The organism is Algoriphagus resistens (assembly GCF_001442615.1).
Taxonomy (GTDB): domain Bacteria; phylum Bacteroidota; class Bacteroidia; order Cytophagales; family Cyclobacteriaceae; genus Algoriphagus; species Algoriphagus resistens.
The window spans coordinates 599,524-622,380 of the sequence record NZ_LMXN01000001.1 but is presented as its reverse complement, the minus strand read 5'-3'; the positions used below and the strand labels follow the sequence as shown (position 1 = coordinate 622,380).

General features: G+C 42.3%; 20 protein-coding genes. 2 read left to right on the top strand and 18 right to left on the bottom strand.

Annotated elements, in window-relative coordinates:
- Position 1: 1 nt before the first annotated feature.
- The 18 genes from AS141_RS02585 to AS141_RS02495 form a co-directional block, all read right to left on the bottom strand.
- Positions 2–814, bottom strand: a complete 813-nt coding sequence (locus AS141_RS02585; protein WP_057936047.1) for a glycosyltransferase family 2 protein — start codon at positions 812–814, stop codon at positions 2–4.
- Positions 811–1,794: a putative nucleotide-diphospho-sugar transferase gene (locus AS141_RS02580; protein ID WP_157243367.1), complete on the bottom strand. Its 984-nt coding sequence runs from the start codon at positions 1,792–1,794 to the stop codon at positions 811–813. The genes AS141_RS02585 and AS141_RS02580 overlap by 4 nt, the downstream gene beginning before the upstream one ends.
- Positions 1,795–1,800: 6 nt before the next feature.
- Positions 1,801–2,904, bottom strand: a complete 1,104-nt coding sequence (locus AS141_RS02575; RefSeq protein WP_057936045.1) for a glycosyltransferase — start codon at positions 2,902–2,904, stop codon at positions 1,801–1,803.
- Complete coding sequence (locus tag AS141_RS02570; RefSeq protein ID WP_057936044.1) at positions 2,892–3,593, bottom strand: class I SAM-dependent methyltransferase; 702 nt, start codon at positions 3,591–3,593, stop codon at positions 2,892–2,894. The genes AS141_RS02575 and AS141_RS02570 overlap by 13 nt, the downstream gene beginning before the upstream one ends.
- Positions 3,593–4,327 carry a TylF/MycF/NovP-related O-methyltransferase gene (locus AS141_RS02565; protein WP_057936043.1) on the bottom strand — a complete coding sequence of 245 codons (735 nt, stop codon included), beginning with the start codon at positions 4,325–4,327 and terminating at the stop codon, positions 3,593–3,595. The genes AS141_RS02570 and AS141_RS02565 overlap by 1 nt, the downstream gene beginning before the upstream one ends.
- Entirely contained in the window at positions 4,317–5,567 is a 1,251-nt protein-coding gene (locus tag AS141_RS02560; RefSeq protein ID WP_057936042.1) for an ABC transporter ATP-binding protein, read from the bottom strand. Before AS141_RS02560 ends, AS141_RS02565 begins: the two co-directional genes overlap by 11 nt.
- Positions 5,564–6,376 carry an FkbM family methyltransferase gene (locus AS141_RS02555; protein ID WP_057936041.1) on the bottom strand — a complete coding sequence of 271 codons (813 nt, stop codon included), beginning with the start codon at positions 6,374–6,376 and terminating at the stop codon, positions 5,564–5,566. Before AS141_RS02555 ends, AS141_RS02560 begins: the two co-directional genes overlap by 4 nt.
- Before the next feature lie 197 nt (positions 6,377–6,573).
- Positions 6,574–7,458, bottom strand: coding sequence for a glycerophosphodiester phosphodiesterase family protein (locus AS141_RS02550; protein WP_087149369.1), 885 nt, complete (start codon positions 7,456–7,458; stop codon positions 6,574–6,576).
- A gap of 163 nt (positions 7,459–7,621) precedes the next feature.
- Positions 7,622–8,332 (bottom strand): adenylyl-sulfate kinase, encoded by a 711-nt coding sequence (gene cysC, locus AS141_RS02545; protein ID WP_317043011.1) that lies wholly within the window; start codon positions 8,330–8,332, stop codon positions 7,622–7,624.
- 274 nt (positions 8,333–8,606) lie between these two features.
- Positions 8,607–8,927 (bottom strand): hypothetical protein, encoded by a 321-nt coding sequence (locus AS141_RS02540; protein WP_057936039.1) that lies wholly within the window; start codon positions 8,925–8,927, stop codon positions 8,607–8,609.
- Between the two features lie 405 nt (positions 8,928–9,332).
- The gene (locus tag AS141_RS02530; RefSeq protein WP_057936037.1) at positions 9,333–9,551 is read right to left on the bottom strand and encodes a hypothetical protein; all 219 of its coding nucleotides are present in this window, start codon (positions 9,549–9,551) and stop codon (positions 9,333–9,335) included.
- Between the two features lie 213 nt (positions 9,552–9,764).
- Positions 9,765–10,487, bottom strand: a complete 723-nt coding sequence (locus tag AS141_RS02525) for a hypothetical protein (RefSeq protein WP_157243366.1) — start codon at positions 10,485–10,487, stop codon at positions 9,765–9,767.
- 450 nt (positions 10,488–10,937) lie between these two features.
- Entirely contained in the window at positions 10,938–12,629 is a 1,692-nt protein-coding gene (locus AS141_RS02520) for a SusD/RagB family nutrient-binding outer membrane lipoprotein (RefSeq protein WP_057936035.1), read from the bottom strand.
- Between the two features lie 17 nt (positions 12,630–12,646).
- Complete coding sequence (locus AS141_RS02515) at positions 12,647–16,042, bottom strand: SusC/RagA family TonB-linked outer membrane protein (protein WP_232424799.1); 3,396 nt, start codon at positions 16,040–16,042, stop codon at positions 12,647–12,649.
- Positions 16,043–16,068: 26 nt separating this feature from the next.
- The gene (locus tag AS141_RS02510; protein WP_057936034.1) at positions 16,069–16,269 is read right to left on the bottom strand and encodes a hypothetical protein; all 201 of its coding nucleotides are present in this window, start codon (positions 16,267–16,269) and stop codon (positions 16,069–16,071) included.
- A gap of 203 nt (positions 16,270–16,472) precedes the next feature.
- Positions 16,473–17,750, bottom strand: a complete 1,278-nt coding sequence (locus AS141_RS02505; protein ID WP_057936033.1) for a hypothetical protein — start codon at positions 17,748–17,750, stop codon at positions 16,473–16,475.
- 62 nt (positions 17,751–17,812) lie between these two features.
- A complete protein-coding gene (locus AS141_RS02500) occupies positions 17,813–18,985 on the bottom strand; it encodes an AraC family transcriptional regulator (RefSeq protein ID WP_057936032.1) in 1,173 nt (390 codons plus the stop codon).
- A gap of 4 nt (positions 18,986–18,989) precedes the next feature.
- Positions 18,990–20,267, bottom strand: a complete 1,278-nt coding sequence (locus AS141_RS02495; RefSeq protein ID WP_057936031.1) for an MFS transporter — start codon at positions 20,265–20,267, stop codon at positions 18,990–18,992.
- 326 nt (positions 20,268–20,593) lie between these two features.
- On the opposite strand from AS141_RS02495, the gene AS141_RS02490 reads away from it, so the two are divergent.
- Together AS141_RS02490 and AS141_RS02485 are read left to right on the top strand one after the other, a co-directional pair.
- On the top strand, positions 20,594–21,661 hold the full coding sequence (locus AS141_RS02490) for a polysaccharide deacetylase family protein (protein ID WP_057936030.1): 1,068 nt from the start codon (positions 20,594–20,596) through the stop codon (positions 21,659–21,661).
- 2 nt (positions 21,662–21,663) lie between these two features.
- Positions 21,664–22,857, top strand: coding sequence for a sialidase family protein (locus AS141_RS02485; protein ID WP_232424798.1), 1,194 nt, complete (start codon positions 21,664–21,666; stop codon positions 22,855–22,857).

Here is a 22,857-nt window from a genome sequence, read left to right as displayed (position 1 = left end):
TTTAATTTATAAATGGTTTGCGGAGGATATACTTGCAATACAAAATTCTAATAAAATACCTAAAAGGTTTTGTCTGCATCTTCTCCACGATACGATAATACTTTCTATAATGCTTATGAATCATTAACCCATGCTTCGAACCCACGTATTGAAGGGTACGCCTGCATCTTTCCTGATCTATTTGATCCATTAAAGATCCCTTTCGAATCCGATAGTCAAAAACCACCTCATTCAGAAATCGAAATTTCCAATTAGCATGAGCTATTCTTATCCAAAGCTCCCAATCTTCTCCAAAAAAAATCTCCCTATTTTCATCAAATCCTCCAACTTCGCTAAAAGCACTTTTTCGAACCAAGGAACACATATCTATATAATTACCAGCCAATAACGAGTCTAATGAAAAGTCTTTTACATCAAAACGACTGGTTTCTTGCGTTTCTTCTCCCCCAAAAAAATAAGGTTTGCTATAAACAACAGCTATTTTTGAGTCTTGTCTAATTATTTGTAGAGCTTTCGTCAAATAATCAGGCCAAATTCTATTATCACTATCTAAGAACAAAAGAAATTCACCTTGCGCTAGCGAAACCCCAAAATTCCTAGCTGCTGCAGCTCCCTTATTTTGCTGATTTACTATTTTCAAGTTTTGTGGCCAACTTTCCATAAATAATTCTAATGTGATTTTATCATAAGATCCATCATTGATTATAATAATTTCGAAATCCTGAAATTCAGACCTGTAACAACTTTCAATAGCTTCCTTAAGGAAGACACCTGAATTGAAACATGGGATTATTATGGAAAGTGTATATCTCAAAACCTATAAAACCTATTTAACAACCACTCTTTCATTGCCCCTATTCTATCACCAGAGATCCAAAGTTTCAAAATGCCATTAATCTTTGAAGATTTTAACACTTTATCAATAACCAATTCATCTAGAAAACCTGAAGATCTCCATGGATGATTACGTTTTAATATTCTATGAATATTAATTTCATCCAATTTATTTTTGGCTAGTAGTTCATTCACAGCCATTTCAAACTCTGTTGTGATTTGTAACTCCTCAATTGAAGCAAAAAAATGCCAAATAGTGGAATCCCACTCCAAGTTTGAATAGCCTTTAGAATTGAATTCAGAAGTTTTAAACCAGAATCTTGTCTTAACTTGAGAATTGAAATCATCAGATAGAAGCTTGAAATTTATTTCAAATTTAGAGAAGGCTGAATATAGTGCTGGTTGATCAACTATCTCCTTTGATATTGAGTAAGACTTTAACCATTCTTGATGCCATATCTCAGAAAATCGTTTAGATTTTTCTGTTCCGGAAAAAAAAAGAACACCACTATTTATATAGTCTCTGTCAGATAAATCACATCCTATCCCTTCTAAAATAGCTAAATCACGCCCATTTATTTGCTCATGTACCTTCTTTCTATTTAGATTTTTGCACCCTGCTATATCAAAATGACTTTGAAAAACTGATTTTAAACTTTTTCGAACAAAAGTATCTGAATCCAAGAAAACAAAAGGACCATCTACAAGCTTACCCAAATTTGTTTTCAAATACCTACTTTTAAATGCAGGCGTACCATCAGGTGTATGTTGCACAAGAACCTCATCTACCTCGTTTACAATGAAATTTCTACTATTTTCAACTTTATTGTACCTCGAATGGTCTATCAAAAGAGTAATCGTAGCTTCTGGATTAGAAGCTCTCACAGATGCTATTGATAATCTAATCATCGCGGAGTAAAAATCATTCCCCGCAGTAATATGTATAAAGACTATTTTCAATGGTTTTTAATTGGATGCTATTTTATATATTAATTTATTCCATTGAAATAAATAATCCTTAAAATCAATTTGATTTGACTCTTTCCGAAATTTACCAAAACTCGCTGCTCTATTTCGGTCATGAGCAAGATCAACTAGCCTTACCGTCATACCCAACACGTCGCCCTCTTCGACCAGATAACCATTATACCCGTCCTTTACCATTTCTGGAATACCTGCATGTAGCGTGCTTATCACAGGAAGTCCTGCGGCCAAAGCTTCTAGGATTACAACTGGTGTTCCTTCTTTATCCCCATTTGCTGCTTGCTTACTATGCTGGATAAAACAAAAAGAGTTGCTCATTTCCTTAGCTATCTCTTCGGGTGATAAAACTCCTACAAAGTTTACATCCTTTATACCAAGAGACAAACAAAGATCCTGGCAGACAGGAAGTAAAACTCCACTACCTACAAACTTCAATCGGAGTTCCGGACAAATTTCCTTTGCTTTTTGAAAAGCTAATAAAGTTAGGTGCGGCGCCTTTTTCTCTACAAACCTCCCTATTGCCAACACCTGATTGCTATGATAATCTGGAATGACATCAAAAAACAAAGGCTTCGGTGAATAAGTCATTTTGAACAGTTTTTCTTCAGGTGCTCCTAACAATAATAAATCACTTTTCATCTCTTCTGATACTACAATAATAGCTTTGGCAATAGAAAACATTTGATAGTAAGCTTCTCTATATTTTGCAAGTACATCATAAATAGAAGCATCAAAACCATGAAAATGAACAATTAAGGGGATATTGAGTTCCTCAGCAATAGGAGCCAATGCAGCTCCTGAAGGCCCATAATTCGCGAAAATAAGATTGATTCGTTGCGCTTGGAGATACTTAATTAGATAATATTCTCTTAAAGGCTTTTTGATTAGCCCTACTCTATGCATGATCAAATCAATCAGTGGTGGGGTCTTATAGCTTTGGAGACTTTTATCTTCTGACAAGTACGGAAACATAGCTCCATAACAATGAAAGATTTTAGCATCTAACCCATCTTTTAGATTTCGAATAAATGTTTCGGAATAAGTATTTAGGTCAGTTGAGGTAAAACATATTTTTATTTTTTCCATGCCACTACTCCTATGCTTGTAATTAGATTTTGCTCAGATGATTCTTCCAAAATCCTGTCTTTCTTAAGTAAATATTGGATTACAGGTTTGACTATAAGGAAAAGCCTTTTCTGGTTTGCTCTACTCATTTTTCTTCGTTTTAACCAGAGCCCTAAGACTTGGGCTAAAGATGCATCCCAGCCTCCCAGACATGTGATCTCAATATCTTCAAAACCTGCTTTCACTAGCAAGTGCCTTAGCCCAAACGGAGTATATCTATAGAAATCATAAGGAGTTTCATGTGTAGGCCAAATAAATGGAACAGTCAAAAGCAATGGAGAGCTTGCCTTTAGAATTCTGTATATTTCAGATAAACTAACTAATGGATCAGGACAATGCTCTAATACTTCAGTGGCCATCGCAGAACCATAAACTGAGTCATCAAAAGGAAAAGTAATCCCATCCCATAGAAAATCAGGCTTCACTCCTTTTTTATATTCTTGGCCACCTATCAAATCAATACCGGTGTAGGATATGACATTATGATTTGACAGAATTAGTGATTCATATGGCTTTTCCCCACACCCAACATCAAGAAACTTTCCTTTAAAAACATTCTTATTAGATTGAATAAATTTAAAAATCGATGCTTTAATAAAAAATCGATCGATATTTTCATAAGTTATTTCCTTCGGATTAAAATCAATCATTACCAGTATTTTATAAAAATCCTACCGGTATAATCTATCCTATTTAAAAAGATTGGATAGCCTTGTTTTACAAAATATTCATCCACAGCCTGTTTGCATCCTTTCCAATGGCCATAATCATCTATTATCAAAACTCCACCTTTGACCAATTTGGGAAATAAAGTTTCAAGTTCAATTTTTGTGGACTCATACCAATCAGTATCTAAACGAAGCAAAGCAATTTTCTCGGTTTTATTTTTCAGTAAAGTATCCTCTACAGGCCCTTTAATTAACTTAATTTTTTCAGATGGGTAACCTAGTGAAGATATGTTCGCACTAACCTCTTTCAAACTGCTTACTGCCCATACTGTAGATTTTCTCGATGAATCATTTTTCAGCAAGATCTCAGCCTTTGTATCGTCAAACTTTGAATCCATATCCTTTGGCTCAGTCATGCCCTCAAACGTATCAAACAACCATATATCTCTTTCTTCAATATTTAGTGATTGTAAGACTTTAATCATAGCCATCACACTGCCTCCTTTCCAAACACCACATTCAACAAAATCGCCTTCTATACCATTCTCCTCTAAATAGTACACAGATCTAATAAGAGTAACTAAACGTTCTGGAGAAGTCATAGTGAATTTGGATACAGATGAAATAAATTCTCTCTCCTTCTGCGAAAAATCTGCAAACGTATTATCCATCTGCTTTTTGGAGCTTTTTAATTTCTTAAAAATCTTATTTAACATCCCATCTAAAATTTTCTAAATAAGTACAAGAATTTGGTAACCAGTCAAATTCTCTATAAACACCGTGCATATTGACTTCCAGCCAACAGGCATGCTCTATTGTTTGGTATTTCCTCCCCCCCTTTCCTTCTCCGAAATGAGCAGTTAAAGAATATCTTCCCATATATAATTTTGGAGTTTCTAGAAAACAAGAAACTCTATGCAGTCCTTTATAGTGACAGAATTTTTGATCTGATTGAAAAATCCAACAATGAACTATCGCTCTGTTTTTCTCATCAATTAACTGAAATGATAACGTTGCATTTGGTATTGTTATATTCGACAATATTTCGAAATCTATCCGTAAAGGCTTTCCGAAATTATGATGACCATCTGAATCTGAACATACTATCTCAATTTTTCTTACATACGGAGTTCCCTTTGATTCATAATCAGTATATAGGTGGCCAAAATTGCTCGCAAGCCCTAAATAAGAATTTAAAACATTCTTTATTACTCCATAATTCAGAACACCTCCATCGTTTAATAAAAGGCCTTTCTTACATAAAGTAGAAACGGCTTCCATATTATGACTCACAAACAATACAGTTCTCCCTTGGCCAGCCACATCTTCCATTTTTCCCAAACACTTTTTCTGGAATTCATAATCGCCAACAGCAAGAACCTCATCTATAATCAAAATTTCAGGTTCTAAGTGAGCCGCAACGGAGAATCCTAATCGTACTTTCATCCCTGAGGAATAGAACTTAACAGGTGTGTCGATAAACTTCTCAACTCCTGAGAAATCAATAATTTCATCAAGCTTGGCATCTATTTCCCGCCGGGTCATTCCCAATATAGTCCCATTCATATAGATATTTTCTCTGCCAGATAGCTCCGGATGAAAACCAGTTCCAACTTCTAAAAGTGAGGCGACACGCCCGTGAATTTCAATCTTTCCTGAAGTTGGTTCGGTGATCTGGGAAAGTATTTTAAGTAAGGTTGATTTACCTGCTCCATTCTTACCTATGATCCCTAATACTTCTCCTTCCTTGACCTCAAAGTTAATATCCTTAAGTGCCCAGAAGACTGATTCATCTTCTGTCCCAAAACGACTCATCTCACGAAGTCGCTTTAGATTCTGCCAAGGGGATTTTATTAGATTAGCTATTTGCCCTGCTAAAGTTTCAGCCTGTTTTTCCTTTAAGCCGAGTCGATAGCGCTTGGAGAGGTTTTCTACTTTAATTACTGTTTTACTCATCTCCCCAATACCCTAAATATTTCAGTCTCAGTTTCTCTAACTGCTAAATAATTTGATAAAATAAAGTTTTCTTTATTTTCGTGATATTCTGAAAAATCCACATGATTGGGATAAATCTTGCCAATCACATACCCTTTTTCTTTAAAAAAAATATAGAAATCAATTATCAAAAACTTCGACTTTATATTATGAGGACCATATTCAAACTGAATTATTTTCACTTTTCCTGAAGACAGCATTTTATCAAACCCTTGTAAAACAAAAGGTTCAGATCCTTCCGTGTCAATTTTTAAAAAGTCAATGTATTCAATTCTATTACTTAAACAGTAGTCCTCACCTCTTTGACAAAATATTTGTATAGTTTGAAAATTATCTCTTAATGATGTCTTATAAATAGAGCTGAAAGAAGGCTGATCAGGACAAAAATTGAAATCTATTTCTCCTGATGAGTTGGATAATGCAAGATTGTTGATTTTTAAATTCAAATCAGAAATAAAAGACTTTTCGAGAATTCTATAAATACTTGGGAGAGGTTCAAAAATATGATATCTTGAATTCGGGAATCTACTCCTAACCATTCTAGTCCAATTACCAACGTTTGCTCCTACGTCAAAAATTGTATTTAATTTTATTTCAGAATCTTTCAGTTGATTAATTAACCAAACTTCGCCATTACTCTTCTGATCATTATTCTTATTTTCTAAAGCAAAATATATTGTTTTAATTAATCTCAAAAGGGTTTTCACAAAGCCCTTTTTCCTACTGCGAGAGAGCACGTTATATAACTTCCTTTTGAGGGCATTATTCATGCGGAATAATAATACGCTTCGAATTATTCTGAAATACAAACCAGTATAGTAGGAATACTATAGGTAGGAATAGAAGCAAAGTGAAGGTATTGAAAAGCAAGGTTTTAAGTTAGAAGGATAAAATGCCTGATGTCCGATGACCGATGTTAAATGCCAGATGAATGTCATACTGAAGATCGTGACTTCACACTGATTACCTACTTATTTTTCAACTCTTTAAAAGCCTTTCCTACTGCAATCGGATAATCAGATTCCAGTACGTCGGCTCCTTCGATAATGACTTTTCTATAGTCCTCTGCTCTTTTCTCCACGTCAGTTTCCTTGTCATAGCTGGGGGCAGCGGAGATCATGACCTTTACTCCTCTCTGGTGAAGGGCATCGTAAAGAGCCTGGTTTTCCGGTTTGGAGAGCGGGCCAACATAAGCTATAAGCTGACTCCAGGGAATGCCTGCTTTTTCGTAGGCTTCCAGTTCCTCAAAATTCCGGATAAAAGCCGAAAACATAAAACGGGAATCCTGGCTGAGGTAGAATGCTGCCTCTTCAGGAGCATGCACCGTAATCATGACATGGCTTAAGGCATCCAAATCAATTAGAGTACGAGCAGTGACTGCCAGAGGAACGTCCTTATGATCCAGATTGAGGATGGTCTTTCCCTTGGCCCATGCGATAGACTCTTCTAAAGATGGAATCTTATACGGTGTCAGTACTCCATTGACATCCATAAGCTGCAGCTGTCGCAGTTCTTCAAATGTGTGGTCAATCAGCTTGCCCTGCCCATTGCTGGTACGCTCCAGCGAAGCATCATGAAACAGCACAATGACAGAATCCTTGGTTATCCGAGGATCTACCTCAAAGATCGCAGGAGTAAACTGGAGGGTATATTCCATGGCTTCCAGACTATTTTCAGGATATCCGGGTTCCTTTCCTCCACGATGTCCTGAGATAATCGGGGCATTTCCTTCTTGGTATTGAAAGAAAGCATGGAGTTCGGCTGCTGAGTTTGGCGCGATCCTATGCAGCTCCTGCGCTGAGAGCGTCAGGGAAAATAGAAGGTAAAGAAATGTAAGGAAGCGGGAAAGCAATTTTGGTTTGAGGATTTGGGGTTTGAAATCTAAAGTCTAAAATCTAAGGTTTGAAATTTGAGATCTGAAGTTGCTATCGATCTATAGATTTACTCATCACACCACTGATTACATACTTTTTTCAACTCTTTAAAAGCCTTTCCTACTGAACTGGGGTAATCCTTTAGGCAATATCCAAGTATCTTTCGGAAATACTGTTCTTAATAAGCGTAAGTGCTTCCGGGATTGAGCAATTCTCCGTATTAATTGTCAGATTAGGAGTTTTAGGTATTTCATAAGGTGCATCTATCCCGGTAAAATTTTTGATTTCCCCTGCTCTTACTTTTTGATAGATTCCTTTAGGATCCCTTGCTTCACAAACCCCAATAGGACAATCGACATAAATTTCAAAAAACTGTTCGGCCCCTACTCGCTTCCTGAGCATTTCCCTTTCCTTTTGCATTGGAGAAATAAAGGCTGCAATTACGATTAAACCCGTTTCCATCATCAGCTTAGCTACTTCGCCTACTCTTCTGATATTCTCTCTTCTATCTACGTCAGTAAAGCCTAGATCCTGATTTAATCCCGTTCTTAGATTATCACCGTCTAAGATGAATGTTTTAAGCCCCTTTTGATGCAAGGTTACTTCCAGATGATTTGCCAAAGTTGACTTTCCTGAGCCAGACAGACCTGTAAACCAGATTAGTAAAGGCTTTTGCATTAATAGTCTTGCCCTGTCCTCTTTTGTCACCTTCTGTGTGGTGGGATAAATATGCGCATGCTTTTCCATAGCCACAGTGGGGGAATAAATTAGATGTGCGTACGGGAGGATTCGAACTCCCTTAGTTGCCTTGGATGTATCCAGAGCCAGAGTCGAAACAGACTTCTTCACCATTGACAAACTATTGATTAAACGTTATCATGCTTCAAATATTATCAAGATAGTGTCTGGTAAATGGGATTGAGAGTTAGGGAATAAAGATTAGGGGTTAAGGGTTTGAAATCTGAAGTCAGAAATTTGAAATAAGGAATGTACCATGACCGATGTTTGGTGCTGGATGAAATGGGACTGCGCTTGTAGGCTTTAATTTCTAAAATAGTTTCTGTTTGCCGAATACAACCACTGGGGTATATCGTCGGTTGGCAGGACAATTCATGATGGCAACTAACTATTTTAATTTACTAACCAAACACTCAGCTATCCAGCCTGGGATTGCTTCTGTATTAATGGTTACAGTTTTGTGGTTCTTCTCTAGAATTAAGTTTCGATTCCTATTTGAACTATCAATTACAAAGGCTCTATGTGCGGTCAAAAATGCAGCGTGAAGTTGTTCTAAGGATCTGCAATACTGGCTTTCTAGTAAATATTCGGGTACATCATGACCGCCCATTTCCTTTCTATTTCGCACTCTCTGAAGATTAATCAAGGGATCTTCCGTACAAATAAAATAGAGGTATGTTTTAAATCCTGCCGCATTTGCATCTTGCATAAAATGAAATTTTGATGGATGAGACATTACTGTTTCGAATGAAAAAGTCGTCTTTCTTCTCAACAATTCAAAACAGAAAAAAGAGGCTATTATTGAAGCAGCATAACTATTGATCTCGCTTTTCCAGATTAAGACCCCTTCTTAACTTATCTGGAATCAGACCAACTGCTCTGCTATCTTCAATCTGATACTTTTTATAAAATGCTTTCCAGTCAATTTCAGATATTGTATTCTTTCCAAAAATAGTGGAAAGCTCAATAAACTTGCTTTTCCTTAGCTCATATTCTATCAAATCTGCGTTCACGAAAACTCCAAGATTAAAAGACTCATTGATTTCTCAGATCAAAGTGGATTTTCCGCTTCCGTTTGGGTCAGCAAAAAGTCTGAATTTTGAAGTTTTGGTGATCAATTCTGTATTTTAAAAGTTCCTTTCTGGACTTTTTTGCTTTTAAACCGTGATTCTTTAACTGTCACTTCTTGACCATTCGGTTTAATTTGAATGACTTTATTGTTTCGTGCTACCATGTCCTCTAGTCCCAAGACTCTGATCAATTTTTTAGCACGCTGACCAGCCCTACTTTGAGCTTTTATTAGATCTTTAGTACTTAATTCTTTTTTGCTCATCGTCTAGCTATTTAATTACTTGGGATTTATTTCCAAACGCAAAATCAATATAGGTTGTTTTTTTAAGTTGTCCATTTTGTGAATATCCGGTGACCGATGTTTGATGTCAGACAATTGGGGATTGGGGACTGGAGATTTGAAATCCAAGTTGGGCATCAGATTACTGAAGACTGACAACTGACCTACTGACTACTAATTGCTACCTTCAATTCTTTACGCCGGGGCGGTATAGAAATCTTCTACTTTGGACAATCGGCTGTACCGATGGAAAGACTGAACTTGTGGGAGATCAAATGCACTACTGGCCTGCTCCACTATAAATCTCTCATCAGCCCTATGGGTATCATCTACATAGATTATAGGAAGCTCACTTAACCTACCTTTTAGAAAAGGGATAAATCCATACCGGGCCTTTTCACAGCTATTCCCTTTGGGGCCATCCACCAGCACCATATCTATAAGGTTTTCTCCCCATGGAGGATCCTCAGGGATTTCATACCATACTCCCGACTTGGTGTAAGAATGAGGGCTCTGCTCCGACAGGAGAAAGCTATAAAAGGCTACTTGGGGGCACTTGGGTTTCAGCATCTTTTGCCAGGTGAAATTATTGTCCACGCTGATGAATTTTATGTCCAAGCCCTCCATCCTGATCATATTGCCGAGGATCTGAGTGGATAATCCGGATCCCAGCTCCAGTATAGTCTTGGGCTGGTATACCAAGATGTCGTTGACTATATGTTGGATGAGCTGGAGGGGCAGGGAAAATCCGGTTTCAAATAAGTATCCCTGCGGCAAATAGGGCTTTAGGATTTCCAGTGCTTTGAGTTCCCGCTGCCGGAATGCAACTTCCCTTTCCAGAGTTAAGGTAGCTTGGGAGATTGATTCTTCCAGTTGTGGTATGCCAAGGTACTTTCTTATCGTTTTTTTTAAACCCATTGAGGACTGGGGGATGTTGGATGTCGGATGTTCACCTAGATCACCGACCATTTGCCATAGCTTCGCCCTTTCACCCACAGCCAGTTTGATTGGGTAGTGGTTAGGCTGCCGGTTGTTTACTAGAGATTGTCGTCCCTCAGGGAGGCTTTGTCGGCTTTGGCCTTCATGTAATGACGACTGAGTAATAAATTTACTCGGTAGTTTTTGAAAAGCAAACTTTGGTCTTGGAAGTTTGTTAGTGGCTTGAAAGAGGTTGGGCGCCGGATGTCGGAGGTTGGAGACTTAGATGTCAAGGTTAGTACGGACTAAAAATCAAGCATAAATAAGCAATTGGGTATTATCCCTTAGAACTTATTGCTCCCTACTTCCTAGTTGATAGTGTATAAAAAATCCTCCATGTCTATGAATTAACATGGAGGTTAAAATGATCAAAAGAAGTAAGTCAGAAGCTTACCAGGGAATGGTAGTTCCCTGATACAACCAAGGCCTGGACCATTGGCTGTCCTTTCCGAACCCTCCGGAATAGTCTGTCAGCTCCAATCTGTCCAACGCTCCGGTGATACTTTCGCCATTGTTGTTGTACTCATCATCTCCATACTGAAATCTCAGGGCAATTTTTGGCTGCGGAGACTGGGGACCTGTTTGCAACATAGGGTAACCTGTACGTCTGTAGTCTGCAAAAGCTTCTGCTGCTGCAGTCCAGCTTGCCACCCACTTTTGCTCCATCACCTGCTCCAGGGTGTTATCAAAAGCGACTCCCTCCCCAGCGATAAAGCTCTCGTAATCGTCAGCTTTACCCCATACGGTCAACGACTTTTGTATGCCTGCATAATAATGCTCCTCTGCGGATCCTACGCTCCAGCCTTTCAAAGCAGCTTCGGCAAAGATAAAGCTCACTTCTGCTGAGGAGATCAACCTGGCCTTAAGAATATCGCCTGCGGCTCCTGCCGACTGGTAGATGTCCGCCAACTGGGACACGTGTTGATTTTGGGTACCCTGCCCCGGGGAAGGGTTGCCGTTATAGGATTCGGGAACCATCAGTGAAGGGGGTAATCCTACGTATTCAGCATCATTATAGTCTGCCATAGCAGGATTATACCTTCGGGTAAAGTTCTCACCGGGGTAGTTGTTCACAAAGTCATCAAATGGATAGGTGACCACGCCTAAAGGTGTACCGTCTTTGCGGATAAAATCCTCAGCGGCAACATCGAGCGATTCATCAGCCTCCCACTTTACCCGTACGGGTGCAAACCAGACAGGAAGTCTGGGATCATTAGTTCCCATCAACTGGTCGATAAAGGTTTGGCAGGCCTGATACCGCTGGAAATCATCGGGGTTCAGAGCCACATGCCGGGTGAGCCAGATATCACTGGCTCCCCCGGTATAATCCAGTACGGCATCTTGGGAGGCATTCTGGATATAATCCCCAGAAGCATAGATTGCCTCAATGCCCGCTTTGGCCACGTCCGGTTTTTGGGTGGATATTCTCAGGTAGTAGCGGAGTAAAAGGGAGTTGGCAAATCTTTTCCAGGCCGCAGCATCCCCACCAAAATACAGGTCATTGGCAGGTGTCACTGCGTCGGTATTCGCTGAATTAAATAGCGTAACGGCTGTTTGCAGATCTGCAATAACCCCATCATATATCACTTCCTGACTATCGAATTTCGGGAACTGAAACTCAGTGGCCAATTCATCCCCTTTCAGGGCATCGGTGTAAGGAGCGTCTCCCCAAAGATCGGTGATGTTGCCAAAGACAAAGGATTTCATGGTCAGGGCTACCCCCTGAAAATAGTTGCTCTCCAGCTCTACAGCTCTGTTATATAACAGGTTATTGTTTCGAAGGATGTTATACCATCCTGCCCAGCTTACACTTTCCCAAGCGTAATTGTTATGGGCATCGTACCAGCCGTTTTTCTGGGTATGCTGTACGGCACCGGCCAGGTCATTTACTCCCAACCCGGCATAACTTTGGGCTGCATCTGCCAAAATTGAAGGCATCAATAAATTAGGATTTACTTCCGCAGGATCAATTCCATAGGGATTGACATTCATTTCATCAAGCTTATCATCACAGCCTGAGAATCCAAGCCAGCAAATCAAAGCCATCAATAATCCTCGATATAGTTTAGATGTTATGTCCATGGTTCGTTGATTTGAGATTAAAGATTAAAATTCAGTTTGAAGCCCAGAGGAAAGCTCCATGGCATCACATTCTGACGTTCGATTCCCTGACGGAATTGGGAAGAGGTATTCCCTTGTGTTCCGCCGCTTGCCCAGAAGGCTCTTTCCGGATCGATTCCTATATCAGCCTTGGTCCAGAGCATCAGGTTCCGGGTATAGATCGAAATGGTTGCATTTCTGAATTTCCCAAAGTTTGGAATGCTATAACCTATGCTCAGTTCCCTCAATTTGATAAAGGAAGCATCAAAGGTTACCTGCTCGTTGTAATCCCAAGGGTAGGTGTTGGTAATCGGATAAATATTGGTCCCCTCCCCTCCCAGGTGCTCTGTGTACACATCATCGCTGAAATCATCCGGAGTATCAGCCCCGGCTGTTTGGATCACGCCCGGCACAAAGGCGCCGTCACTGCCATTTTCGTCCACAGAATATCCTCCTGTGGCAGCAGTGTGGCCTCCAACTCTAGGGTAATTGCCGGGGCCAGGGATAATGTATTTATCTGGATCCGCTTTCATCATCGCGATCAGTTCGTCGGTTTCATACAGGCTGCCCGGAATCAGATTATCCAATTGTCTCTGGGATTTCCAGTCCGACTCCCCATACCTGTAGGTAAAGGACATAAACTCTCCACCCTGCCTCCAGTCAAAGCTGGCGGCTATGATAAAGCGGTTGATTTTCAGGGTAGACTGCATTCCCATCTGGAAATCCGGATTAAAGTTCCCTACCTTCTTGAGGTTTTCGGTCCCGGAAAGCTCCTGCCATTCTCCTGCGTTGGAAAGAACCGGCCATTTATAGTAGGGAGAATTTGGATCTTTTACCTCGGCATAAGAAGTGCTGTACATATTGCCGATTTCCTCTCCTACCAAGGTGATAGCTCCACCGCCGTTTTCAGACCATAGTGTGATTCTGTCCAACCCTTCTGTGAGTTCTACCACAGTTGTCCGGTTTCTGCTCCAGTTCAGGTCTACATCCCAGGTGATGTTCTTCTTATTGAGGACAGTTCCTCCCAGCGCCAGTTCCACGCCTTTGCTCCGGATCAGACCGGCATTGATCAGACGCCCTGAATAGCCGGATGATGAAGGAAGGTTTACTGAGAAAATCTGGTTTCTGTTATCAATCTGATAGATTGTTCCTGCAAATCGCAGTCTGTTGCTGAACATGTTCAGGTCAATCCCGCCTTCATAGGAAGTTGCCTGCTCTGGCTTCAGGTCCGGGTTTAACAGACTGGAAGGCATGCTGGCGGTATTGATGGAATTGTAAAGCCCGGTGGACAGGTTTGGAAGAAGGTTATACGGACCAGTATCATTCCCTACCTGTGCCGCACCAAATCTCAGTTTTAACATATCAATGTTATCCGGCAGCCCCAGCGTATAATTTGCCAGCCAGCTCAGGGAAGCTGAGGGATAGAAATAGGATCTGTTTTCACTTGGCAGGGTGGAAGACCAATCGTTTCTTGCGGTCAAGTCCAGGTAGAGCTGGTCCGCATAGCCGAAGGAAACCAATCCATAAATGGAATAAATCCCCTTTTCGAAATAGGAATTGTTCATTGAGCGGTTGTCAGCAGGAATATTCTGAACATTGTAAATTCCAGGGATGACCAGTCCGTTGTTTCTGTCCCCTCCTACTCCCACATTGGTACTTCTGCCAAAACGGTTCATGATATTGCCGCCTATGGAAGCATTTACATCCAGTTTTCCAAAATCATCATTCCAGGAAGCAAGAAAGTCAGCATTGGATTCCTGTGTCAGAATATCAGAAGTGTAGTATCCTCCACGGGCCATCCTGCTATAGCTAAATGGGATAATAGTTTCCAGGTTCTCGTCTGAGCGGTCCAGAGAGTAGCGCGCCCGGATGTTGAAGGATTCAGAAAATTGGTATTCCAGTGCCACATTTCCATAAATGCGGTCTCTTTCAAATGCATTCTGCATTTCGTAGGCGATAAAGTAGGGGTTGTCACCGGCCTCAGTCCTGATCTGCTGTACCCCTTCCTGCCCCGGCACCCAGACACCTTTCATCTGCTCATAATCCACGTAAGGGGAATTATAAACCGCTTCCAGGGGATTCGCCCTTCTATCCCCGGTACTCGGACGATCGTTGGATTTGCTGTTGGTGTAGTTGAAATTGGAAGTAAACGTCAGATTCTCTGTGATTTTATGGCTCAGGGAAGTAGAGTAACTGTTTCTGAACAGGTCAGAATTTGGTATCATCCCCTGGTGCAACATATTGGAATAAGAAATTCTATAGGTAGTCTGCTCACTTCCCCCATCCACTGCAATATTGTTGGTGGAAGTAATGCCAGTCTGCATAAAATCTTTCATTGCATCCGGATAGGCTATCAATTCAGTTGGGATAGGGTCTCCATTGGCATCCAATGGACTATTCCATTGAACAGCAGTATTGCCGGCATTTAATTCCGGACCTCCCCAATAGGCAGAGCCTTCGTTGAATACAGCATTACGGTTGCCGTTTGCGTATTTGTAATGAAAATCCAGTAGTCGTGTAGGTCTTTCAAAAACGTTGCTGGAGGAGAAGGAAATGCCCATTGTCTTTCCTGCTTTTCCGGATTTGGTGGTAATGATCACCACCCCGTTTCCTGCCCTGGTGCCATACAATGCAGCGGCACTGGGACCTTTCAGCACGGATATACTTTCTATATCATCCGGGTTGATATCCGAAATGGCATTTCCGTAATCCACCTGGTTTCCATCCCCGTTTTCCCTAATGTTGTTTAGGGAGTTGGACATGGGCACTCCGTCCACCACAAACAAGGGTTGGTTGTCTGTAGTCAACGAAGTAGCACCCCGGATGACCATACTCATGGAGGATCCCGGACCACTGGTCTGGTTAATGGTAACCCCGGGCATTCTACCGGAAAGGGAACTCAAAACGTTTTCCTGGGAAACCTGGGTCAGCTCTTCCCCTTTTACATTGGAGACATCATATCCCAGAGAGCGCTGGTCACGCTTGATTCCCAGGGCTGTCACCACCACTTCAGACATATCGGTGGCAGTTTCACTCATGGAAATATTAATGACTGACTGGTTTCCTACGGTGATTTCCTGGGAGTCAAATCCCACAAAGGAGAAAACTAGTATTGCACCAGGGCCTGCAACTTCCAGCGAATAGGTTCCATCTATCTCTGAGACCGTCCCATTGCTGGTCCCTTTTTCAAGCACCGTAACCCCGGGGATGGGAGATCCGTCCTCACTGGAGACAATTTTCCCCTCTACCTGCTGGGCCTGAAGGGCATCCTCAATCAGGACGGGGAGTGGCGAAGTCATGGCTGAAATCCCAAACAGGGGGAACAGCACCAATCCAAGAATCAGGGGGAGCCCCCAACTGATTTTCGGCTTTCTGTTTTTGGAAAAATGTTTCATAAGCATAATCATTTATTGGGTAAATCTTAGTTGTTTTTCGGTTTTTGGTCTGGGCATTCATTTTCTTCCGGCGGGGCCAATCCATCAAAAAATTCCAGAAAGGCTTGATCCAAGTCGCTTGTTCCCTTTTCCTTTTTTATTTTTTTTAGAAAAAGATCAAATTCATCCTTGAGTATCTCACCGGTTGACAGTTTTTCCAGTAATTCCTTGATCGTTGGATTTTTCATAGGCTGTACCTTCTCCTCTAATACCTTCCTCTTTAAAAAATGGACTACCTATCCACTGGTTACCAGTTTGTTAATTTGATGGATAAAAAAATGCGGCTTCCATAACATTCGGGAAACACTACGGAAGATCTCCTAAGACCGACTACACAAAGTCTTCTGAGACTCCCCGGGAAATCAGGTTCATGCAAGGGAATAAGGGATTTCTAGAATCTCGTTTGTCCTCCCGGAATGGGGCCATGAGAAAATGCGGCAATTGCTCCTGCAACCAGAACTGCCAAAAGTGCAATAGCCCCTACTTTAGCTGCTGAAAAAGCCGGTAAAACACCTTTCTCTACAGTTCTCTTACTGATCAAAATAGCAATAACGATAAAATTCAGTACATAGAGGTATTGTTCTATTCTTTCCATACTGATGAATGCTCCGGTGATCAACAGGGAAAAAGCCATATAAGTCAAAAGCAACATCATTGCTGTCCTATATAAAAACTGATCATCCCCTATTTCCTTTAACCGGAGTTTTTTGTAATTCCAATACCCCAAAAGCTGCATCAGTACCCAAAGGAAAAAAGCAAATAAGGTGGCAAAAGCAGCCCAATACCCAGGATCGGAAAGCCCGAAACCGGAAAAGGAAGGAATGAGGTCCTTTTCTATAAACGATTGATGGAAAACGATCAAAGGGATCACTCCTACCAAAGCAATCATGGACCACTTTATTCTTGAATTGACCGGAAATTTCTGTATGGTGCCTGAAGAAGCCATTTTAAATCCTGTCAACAACCCATAAGACATTCCCAAACCTCCGAAAAAGCCCAGGCTATACTCCATGACATTCCAGAAATTGAAATGGATTTTGGACAGGAACCCCATGACTTGCAGAAAGTTACCAAAAGCAAAACCAAACCCTGCACCGATCGCAGAGAATAAGGCGGTGCGCAGCGCTCCGGAATAGGAATTTCTTACCAAAAAATAAAGTAAGGCCAACCCAGCACCGGCACATATGGCCCAGGCTTCAGATCTGGGAGGAGTCATATAAATTCCCAGCTGCTCCACGATAAAAAAGTAAAAAATAACAGCACCAGCGGTCATCTCCACCAAAAGCTGATGCCAGGCCACCTTTTTACCGGAATTGCCTTCTTCTATCCCCAATCCGAACAAACCGCCGCCCAACAATCCGTATAACCCGCCTATCAGTCCCAACATCAGCAGTCCGTACGTTGCATTGAGCCAGTCCTCGGATCTTCCATAACCTACCACTACCCCATAGCTCATCATTCCACCAAGCCCCCATCCTACGGCCCCCATCAGGGATGCCTTAAGCCCTACTCTGGTCCAGTTGGGATTGGCGCAACTATAAACTAAAAGGATACAAGCAACGCCTCCAGCCCAGGCAGCTCCCTGTTCATGGCCGAATTGGCCTCGGATCGCCCAGGTGGTGCCTAAGCTTAAGGCTGTTAGTAAAAGGATGGTTTTATTCTTTCCCATTGCTTACACTACCCCAAGAGGCATTGTTTGGACTAATGGCAGGTAAACTATTCCATGGTTTCTTATTTGAAAGGTAAGGCGTTGGCGCCGAACCGCTTCCTATACTCGCCAGGGGCATAGCCCATCAACTGTTTGAATTGTCTGGCGATATTAGTGCTGTCTTGGAATCCCAGATCCATGGCTATCTCAAAAATACTCTGGTCTGAACTCAAAAGCTTTTGGGCCAGTTTCTCCATTCTGATCTTAGTGATATACTTATACACGGGATGCCCGGTAACCTGTAAAAATCGTTTCTCCAAGGCCCTGCGGGAAAGAGGCACTTCCTTGACCACCTGATCCACCAGGATATTTCTATCAATATTCTTATGGATATAAGTCAGGGCTTCGGCAACATAGGCATCTGAGGAGGCAAACATATCGGTAGATGAGCGGGTCATTACTTTGAGCGGGGGGACAACCACATCCCGGAAGTTGTTTTTTCCGGTTTTTATCATTTCATGCAAAACCTGCGCTGCCTCATAGCCTCCCCTTTCTATATCCAGGACAATACTCGATAAGGGTGGGTCTGCAAGTTCGCAGAATGTCACGTCATTGTCCACTCCCAATACTGCCACTTCCTGGGGTACCCTGATCTTGTTGTGATTGCAGGCTTCCAGAATATGGACTCCCTGATTATCATCACATGCCATCAAGGCAACGGGTTTGGGCAGGTTCTTCAGCCATTTACTCAAGGATTTGCTCTTGTAATACCAGATGTCGGTAGAGCGGGATTTTTTATGCTCAAAATAGTTGACCTGGTATCCTGCTTTTTTGACAGCAGATTCAAATCCTTCCGCTCGCTCCCGGGACCAAACGATGGTATTGAACCCATAAAACGCGAAATTGTAATACCCCTTGCTGAGAAAATAGTCGGCTCCCATCACCCCTGTTTTCCGGTAGGAACCTGTGATATTGGGGATTTTGGAAAACCGTTCTTTAAAATCCTGGGCTATGACAGGAATATCACCATCTATAAACTCCTCCTCCATTTCATTATACAACTGACCAATGATCCCATCGGCCCGCCATTCCTTTGCCCACTTGAGAATACCTTTGACCCCCACCGTTTCCCTATAGTATAAAGGCATGCGGCAAAAGGTCCATTGCCCGTTTTTACCGGAATAGGTACTGATCCCTTTCAATAATGATTTGCTATACTCTTCGGCAAAATCCAGCAGTAATATTATCCGGTGCATATGATTAGTTGAACAGTTCCTTTAGTGACCGGACACGGGAGTTGCTGACCAGAGGCTTGGCCCAAATCCCAATGAACAGTATGTAACCGAGTGGAATGAACAGGAAGAACATCGCTGCCTGCAATCCGATAAAATCTGCTAAGCTGCCGATAACCAAGGGGATGACGGCTCCGCCCACAATACCCGAACAGAGTAATCCTGCAAAAGTCCCATGCGCAAAATCAACGGAATTCAACGCCAGGGAAATCAGGATAGACCACATTACCGAGAGACAGAATCCTGAGAAGGCAAATGCGATCAGTACCAGATTGCCTTCTGCCAACAAGCCGGTCAATAAAGAAAGGATGGCCGTACAGCTGAACAAAACCAGAACCAGTTTACTGTCCATAAATTTCAGCAGCACCAATCCCAGCAAACAACCTAGGGTCAGCAGCCCCCAGAAATAGGAAATTACCTTGGCCCCGCCGGTACCTGGATCCACGCCATGATAATCCTGCAGGAACTGGCTTACCCAGTTGGCGATCCCCTGTTCTGTCCCCACGTAGGAAAATATGCCAAGAAAATACAACCAGACCATCCGCTTGCCCAGGAGGTTTTTCAGGGTTTTCCCCAGTTCCACTTTCTCGTCATCTTTCAGTTCCACTTTCGGGAAATTTGTAACCCCTATCAACAGCAACATGACTCCAGCAAGCAGGGCAAACACAAAATAGACAGAAACCCATTTCATTTCCACGGGAACCCATTCTTCCAACAGGCTGATCCATGCAGGCGCTTCGGGAGTGAACAGGGACTGATCCATGTAACTGTATAACATGGGACTAAGGAAGGAAGCAGCACCAAAAGCCAATTGGCCCAACACAGAATTGAACGCAAAGTGCTCCTCCCCTCCGGTAACCCTTAAAAGGGGATTGATGACCACCTGGAGCATGGCCATTCCCATGCCGATAATGAACAGGGAGCCCAAAGCAGAACCAAACCGGGGATTGAAACCAAACAACAGGGCACCTATGGCTGCCAGGCTAAATGCCAGCAAGAGCACTGGTTTTTCCCGCCAGCGTTCCACCAATAATCCTGAAGGAAGAGACATGACCCCATAAGCCACAAAAAATGCAAATGGCAAAAACCCGGCTAAACCATAGCTCAGGGAAAAACTCTCAATGATCCCCGGAATGATTGGGCCAAGAATATTGGACATCAGGGATATAACAAAGAATATTAAAAAAATAAGTAAGAGGATTTTCGTTTGCTTATTCTTTTGGGTTCCCACTTCTTGTCCAGGCATGTTTTTAGATTTTTATGATTATCCGATTATGAGATTGCAGAGCGGAGTCAGAAGACCGAAGATGGAGATTTCATCAATGATAGGATTGAAAGACGGATACAACTGGATTATAATTCAAGTTTAAACAGAATGACAATAGAAATTAGCCGGTTAACGGTTTCTTAATTATACTATAATGATCCAATACGTTAGTGATGATCTAATACTTATCGGTTAAAGCCCGACAGAATACTGATAATTATACTAAATTAAAATCAATCTGTTAGTCCATTTCTAAAATAGTAAGGTAACACCAGTAAACCAACCAAAGCTAATGGTCAATTGAAATGCATTTCAACAAACAACAGTTTTTTCTGATTCTATGGATTTCGTCCATCACTTGTTCTTTTGCCCAATCCAATGTAAACCGGACTTATGCCGAAAAACTGGGATATCCTAGAGGAAGCAAGGTGGTGATATTTCATGTAGATGATGCTGGCATGTCCTTTGAATCCAATCAAGGGACCTTTCAGGCCATGCAGGAAGGTGTGGCCACCTCCTGTAGCGTCATGATGCCCTGTCCCTGGGCGGGCACATTTTTGAGAATAAGCAAGGAAACGCCGGGCATGGACATCGGCCTGCATCTGGTACTCACCTCCGAGTGGAAAACTTACCGCTGGGAGCCTCTGGCAGGCAGCACTTTGGTGCCTGGATTATTGGATCCGGAAGGTTCTTTTTGGCCCAGCGTAGAAGAGGTCGTGGCCCATGCCTCTGCGCAGGAGGTATATCTGGAATTGAAAGCGCAGGTGGACCGCGCCATGCAAAACGGTATTGTGCCAACCCATCTGGATTCCCATATGGGGACGCTTTTTGCCAGTCCGGAATTTTTGGAAACTTATCTGAGGGTAGGATTGGAATACCGGATCCCGGTTATGTTTCCGGGAGGCAACAATAAACTTATCACTGAGAGTTTTCAACAACCTGTGATCGAGCAGTTAAAGAAAGAAGGAAACTATAAAGAAGGGATGGAGCTGCCTACTCCTGATATTCTGCTCCAGACTCAGGCTTTGGGAGAAAAAATCTGGAACTCGGGCTTTCCTGTGCTGGATGACCTCCACAAGGACAGCGGGGACTGGAAACCTGAAAAGAAGCCTTTCACCCAAGCAGAGCTGACCCAACATAAAATCATGAAGTTCAAGGAAACGCTAGAGCGGATGGAGCCTGGCCTGGCCATGATCATTGTCCACTGCAGTGAAAACACGGAAAACTTCCAGCGTTTTTCAGGCTCAGGGAGTTCCAGACAGGCGGACCTGGAAGCCATGCTTTCTCCAGAATTGCAAACCTATATTGAAGAGGAAGGAATCATCCTGACTACCTGGAGAGAAGTCATGGAGCGTAGAAAAAACATCAACTGATTATGCTAAAAAACCTTTTCAAAAAAGTAACCTTCTTATGGATAGGAATGGTACTGGCACCCGTCTGCCTCCTTGCCCAATCCCCTCTAGTGCCCTCCCTGGTCAACGAGTCTATATTCCCCTTGCTGGCAAAACATACCCATGCCAGCAGTATAGTGGCACTTCCCAATGGGGATTTGCTTACTGTTTGGTTTGAAGGTTCCGGTGAACGAAAATCTGATGATGTCCTGCTGATGGGGTCACGGAAAAAACAGGGGCAGGAAAAGTGGTCCAAACCTTTTGAGATGGCCGACACACCGGGGATACCAGATTGTAATCCTGTGCTTTTTCTAAATCAAAAAGAAGAGCTGTTCCTGGTATGGATCGCCGTAAATGCCAACGAATGGGAAAATTCTATTCTGCGGTTGAGAAGAAGTAAATCTTTTGATACCGATGGGGCACCTGTCTGGCACTGGCAGGACAATATTTTTCTTAAACCCGGAGATGAATTTGCACAGGAAGTAGTCCGCAAGTTCAAGGATCTTCCTCCCTCCCACCTGGGATGGTCATCCTATGCTCCTGAGTATGGGAAACTGATTATTGAAGCCTCGCAGGACTCAAAAAAAACAAGTATGGGATGGATGACGCGCATCAAGCCTCTTGTCACTGAAGACAGGATTCTTCTGCCGCTTTATTCAGACGGTTTCAACTTTTCCCTGATGGCTATTTCAGACGATCAGGGAGAAAGCTGGAAACCTGGTTTGCCGCTTGTCGGGAAAGGCCCTATCCAACCGGCATTGATCCAGAAAGAAAATGGAGATATAGTAGCCATGCTTCGGGATGCCGGGGATGCTCCTACCATGATTCAACAAAGTATTTCAAAAGACGGGGGTGAAACCTGGACGGCCGCCAAAAAAACAGCATTCCCTAATACTGCCAGTGTGGAACTGCTGAAACTCAAAGACGGACGATGGTGGATGGTAGGAAATGATATCCAGGATGGAAGATACCAGCTGGCACTTTGGATTTCATCGGATGAGGGAAATGCATGGAGCGCTCCCCAATACCTTGAGCTAGACTCCACCCGTCAGGGGAAATTCTCTTATCCCGCACTGATTCAGGACAGGAACGGCCTTGTACATCTCACCTATTCCAAACATTTAGAAGAAGGTAAAACCATCCAGTACCGCTTATTGGATCCCAACCAAATACATTGA

What these genes read in the sequence shown, in the direction of transcription:
- AS141_RS02540 (WP_057936039.1), bottom strand. Translation starts at nt 8,927, where the DNA reads ATGCAAGATGCAAATGCGGCAGGATTTAAAACATACCTCTATTTTATT.
- AS141_RS02555 (WP_057936041.1), bottom strand. Translation starts at nt 6,376, where the DNA reads ATGAATAATGCCCTCAAAAGGAAGTTATATAACGTGCTCTCTCGCAGT.
- AS141_RS02520 (WP_057936035.1), bottom strand. Translation starts at nt 12,629, where the DNA reads ATGGACATAACATCTAAACTATATCGAGGATTATTGATGGCTTTGATT.
- AS141_RS02485 (WP_232424798.1), top strand. Translation starts at nt 21,664, where the DNA reads ATGCTAAAAAACCTTTTCAAAAAAGTAACCTTCTTATGGATAGGAATG.
- AS141_RS02500 (WP_057936032.1), bottom strand. Translation starts at nt 18,985, where the DNA reads ATGCACCGGATAATATTACTGCTGGATTTTGCCGAAGAGTATAGCAAA.
- AS141_RS02570 (WP_057936044.1), bottom strand. Translation starts at nt 3,593, where the DNA reads ATGATTGATTTTAATCCGAAGGAAATAACTTATGAAAATATCGATCGA.
- AS141_RS02490 (WP_057936030.1), top strand. Translation starts at nt 20,594, where the DNA reads ATGCATTTCAACAAACAACAGTTTTTTCTGATTCTATGGATTTCGTCC.
- AS141_RS02495 (WP_057936031.1), bottom strand. Translation starts at nt 20,267, where the DNA reads ATGCCTGGACAAGAAGTGGGAACCCAAAAGAATAAGCAAACGAAAATC.
- cysC (WP_317043011.1), bottom strand. Translation starts at nt 8,332, where the DNA reads ATGGTGAAGAAGTCTGTTTCGACTCTGGCTCTGGATACATCCAAGGCA.
- AS141_RS02510 (WP_057936034.1), bottom strand. Translation starts at nt 16,269, where the DNA reads ATGAAAAATCCAACGATCAAGGAATTACTGGAAAAACTGTCAACCGGT.
- AS141_RS02560 (WP_057936042.1), bottom strand. Translation starts at nt 5,567, where the DNA reads ATGAGTAAAACAGTAATTAAAGTAGAAAACCTCTCCAAGCGCTATCGA.
- AS141_RS02515 (WP_232424799.1), bottom strand. Translation starts at nt 16,042, where the DNA reads ATGAAACATTTTTCCAAAAACAGAAAGCCGAAAATCAGTTGGGGGCTC.
- AS141_RS02525 (WP_157243366.1), bottom strand. Translation starts at nt 10,487, where the DNA reads ATGGGTTTAAAAAAAACGATAAGAAAGTACCTTGGCATACCACAACTG.
- AS141_RS02530 (WP_057936037.1), bottom strand. Translation starts at nt 9,551, where the DNA reads ATGAGCAAAAAAGAATTAAGTACTAAAGATCTAATAAAAGCTCAAAGT.
- AS141_RS02505 (WP_057936033.1), bottom strand. Translation starts at nt 17,750, where the DNA reads ATGGGAAAGAATAAAACCATCCTTTTACTAACAGCCTTAAGCTTAGGC.
- AS141_RS02575 (WP_057936045.1), bottom strand. Translation starts at nt 2,904, where the DNA reads ATGGAAAAAATAAAAATATGTTTTACCTCAACTGACCTAAATACTTAT.
- AS141_RS02565 (WP_057936043.1), bottom strand. Translation starts at nt 4,327, where the DNA reads ATGTTAAATAAGATTTTTAAGAAATTAAAAAGCTCCAAAAAGCAGATG.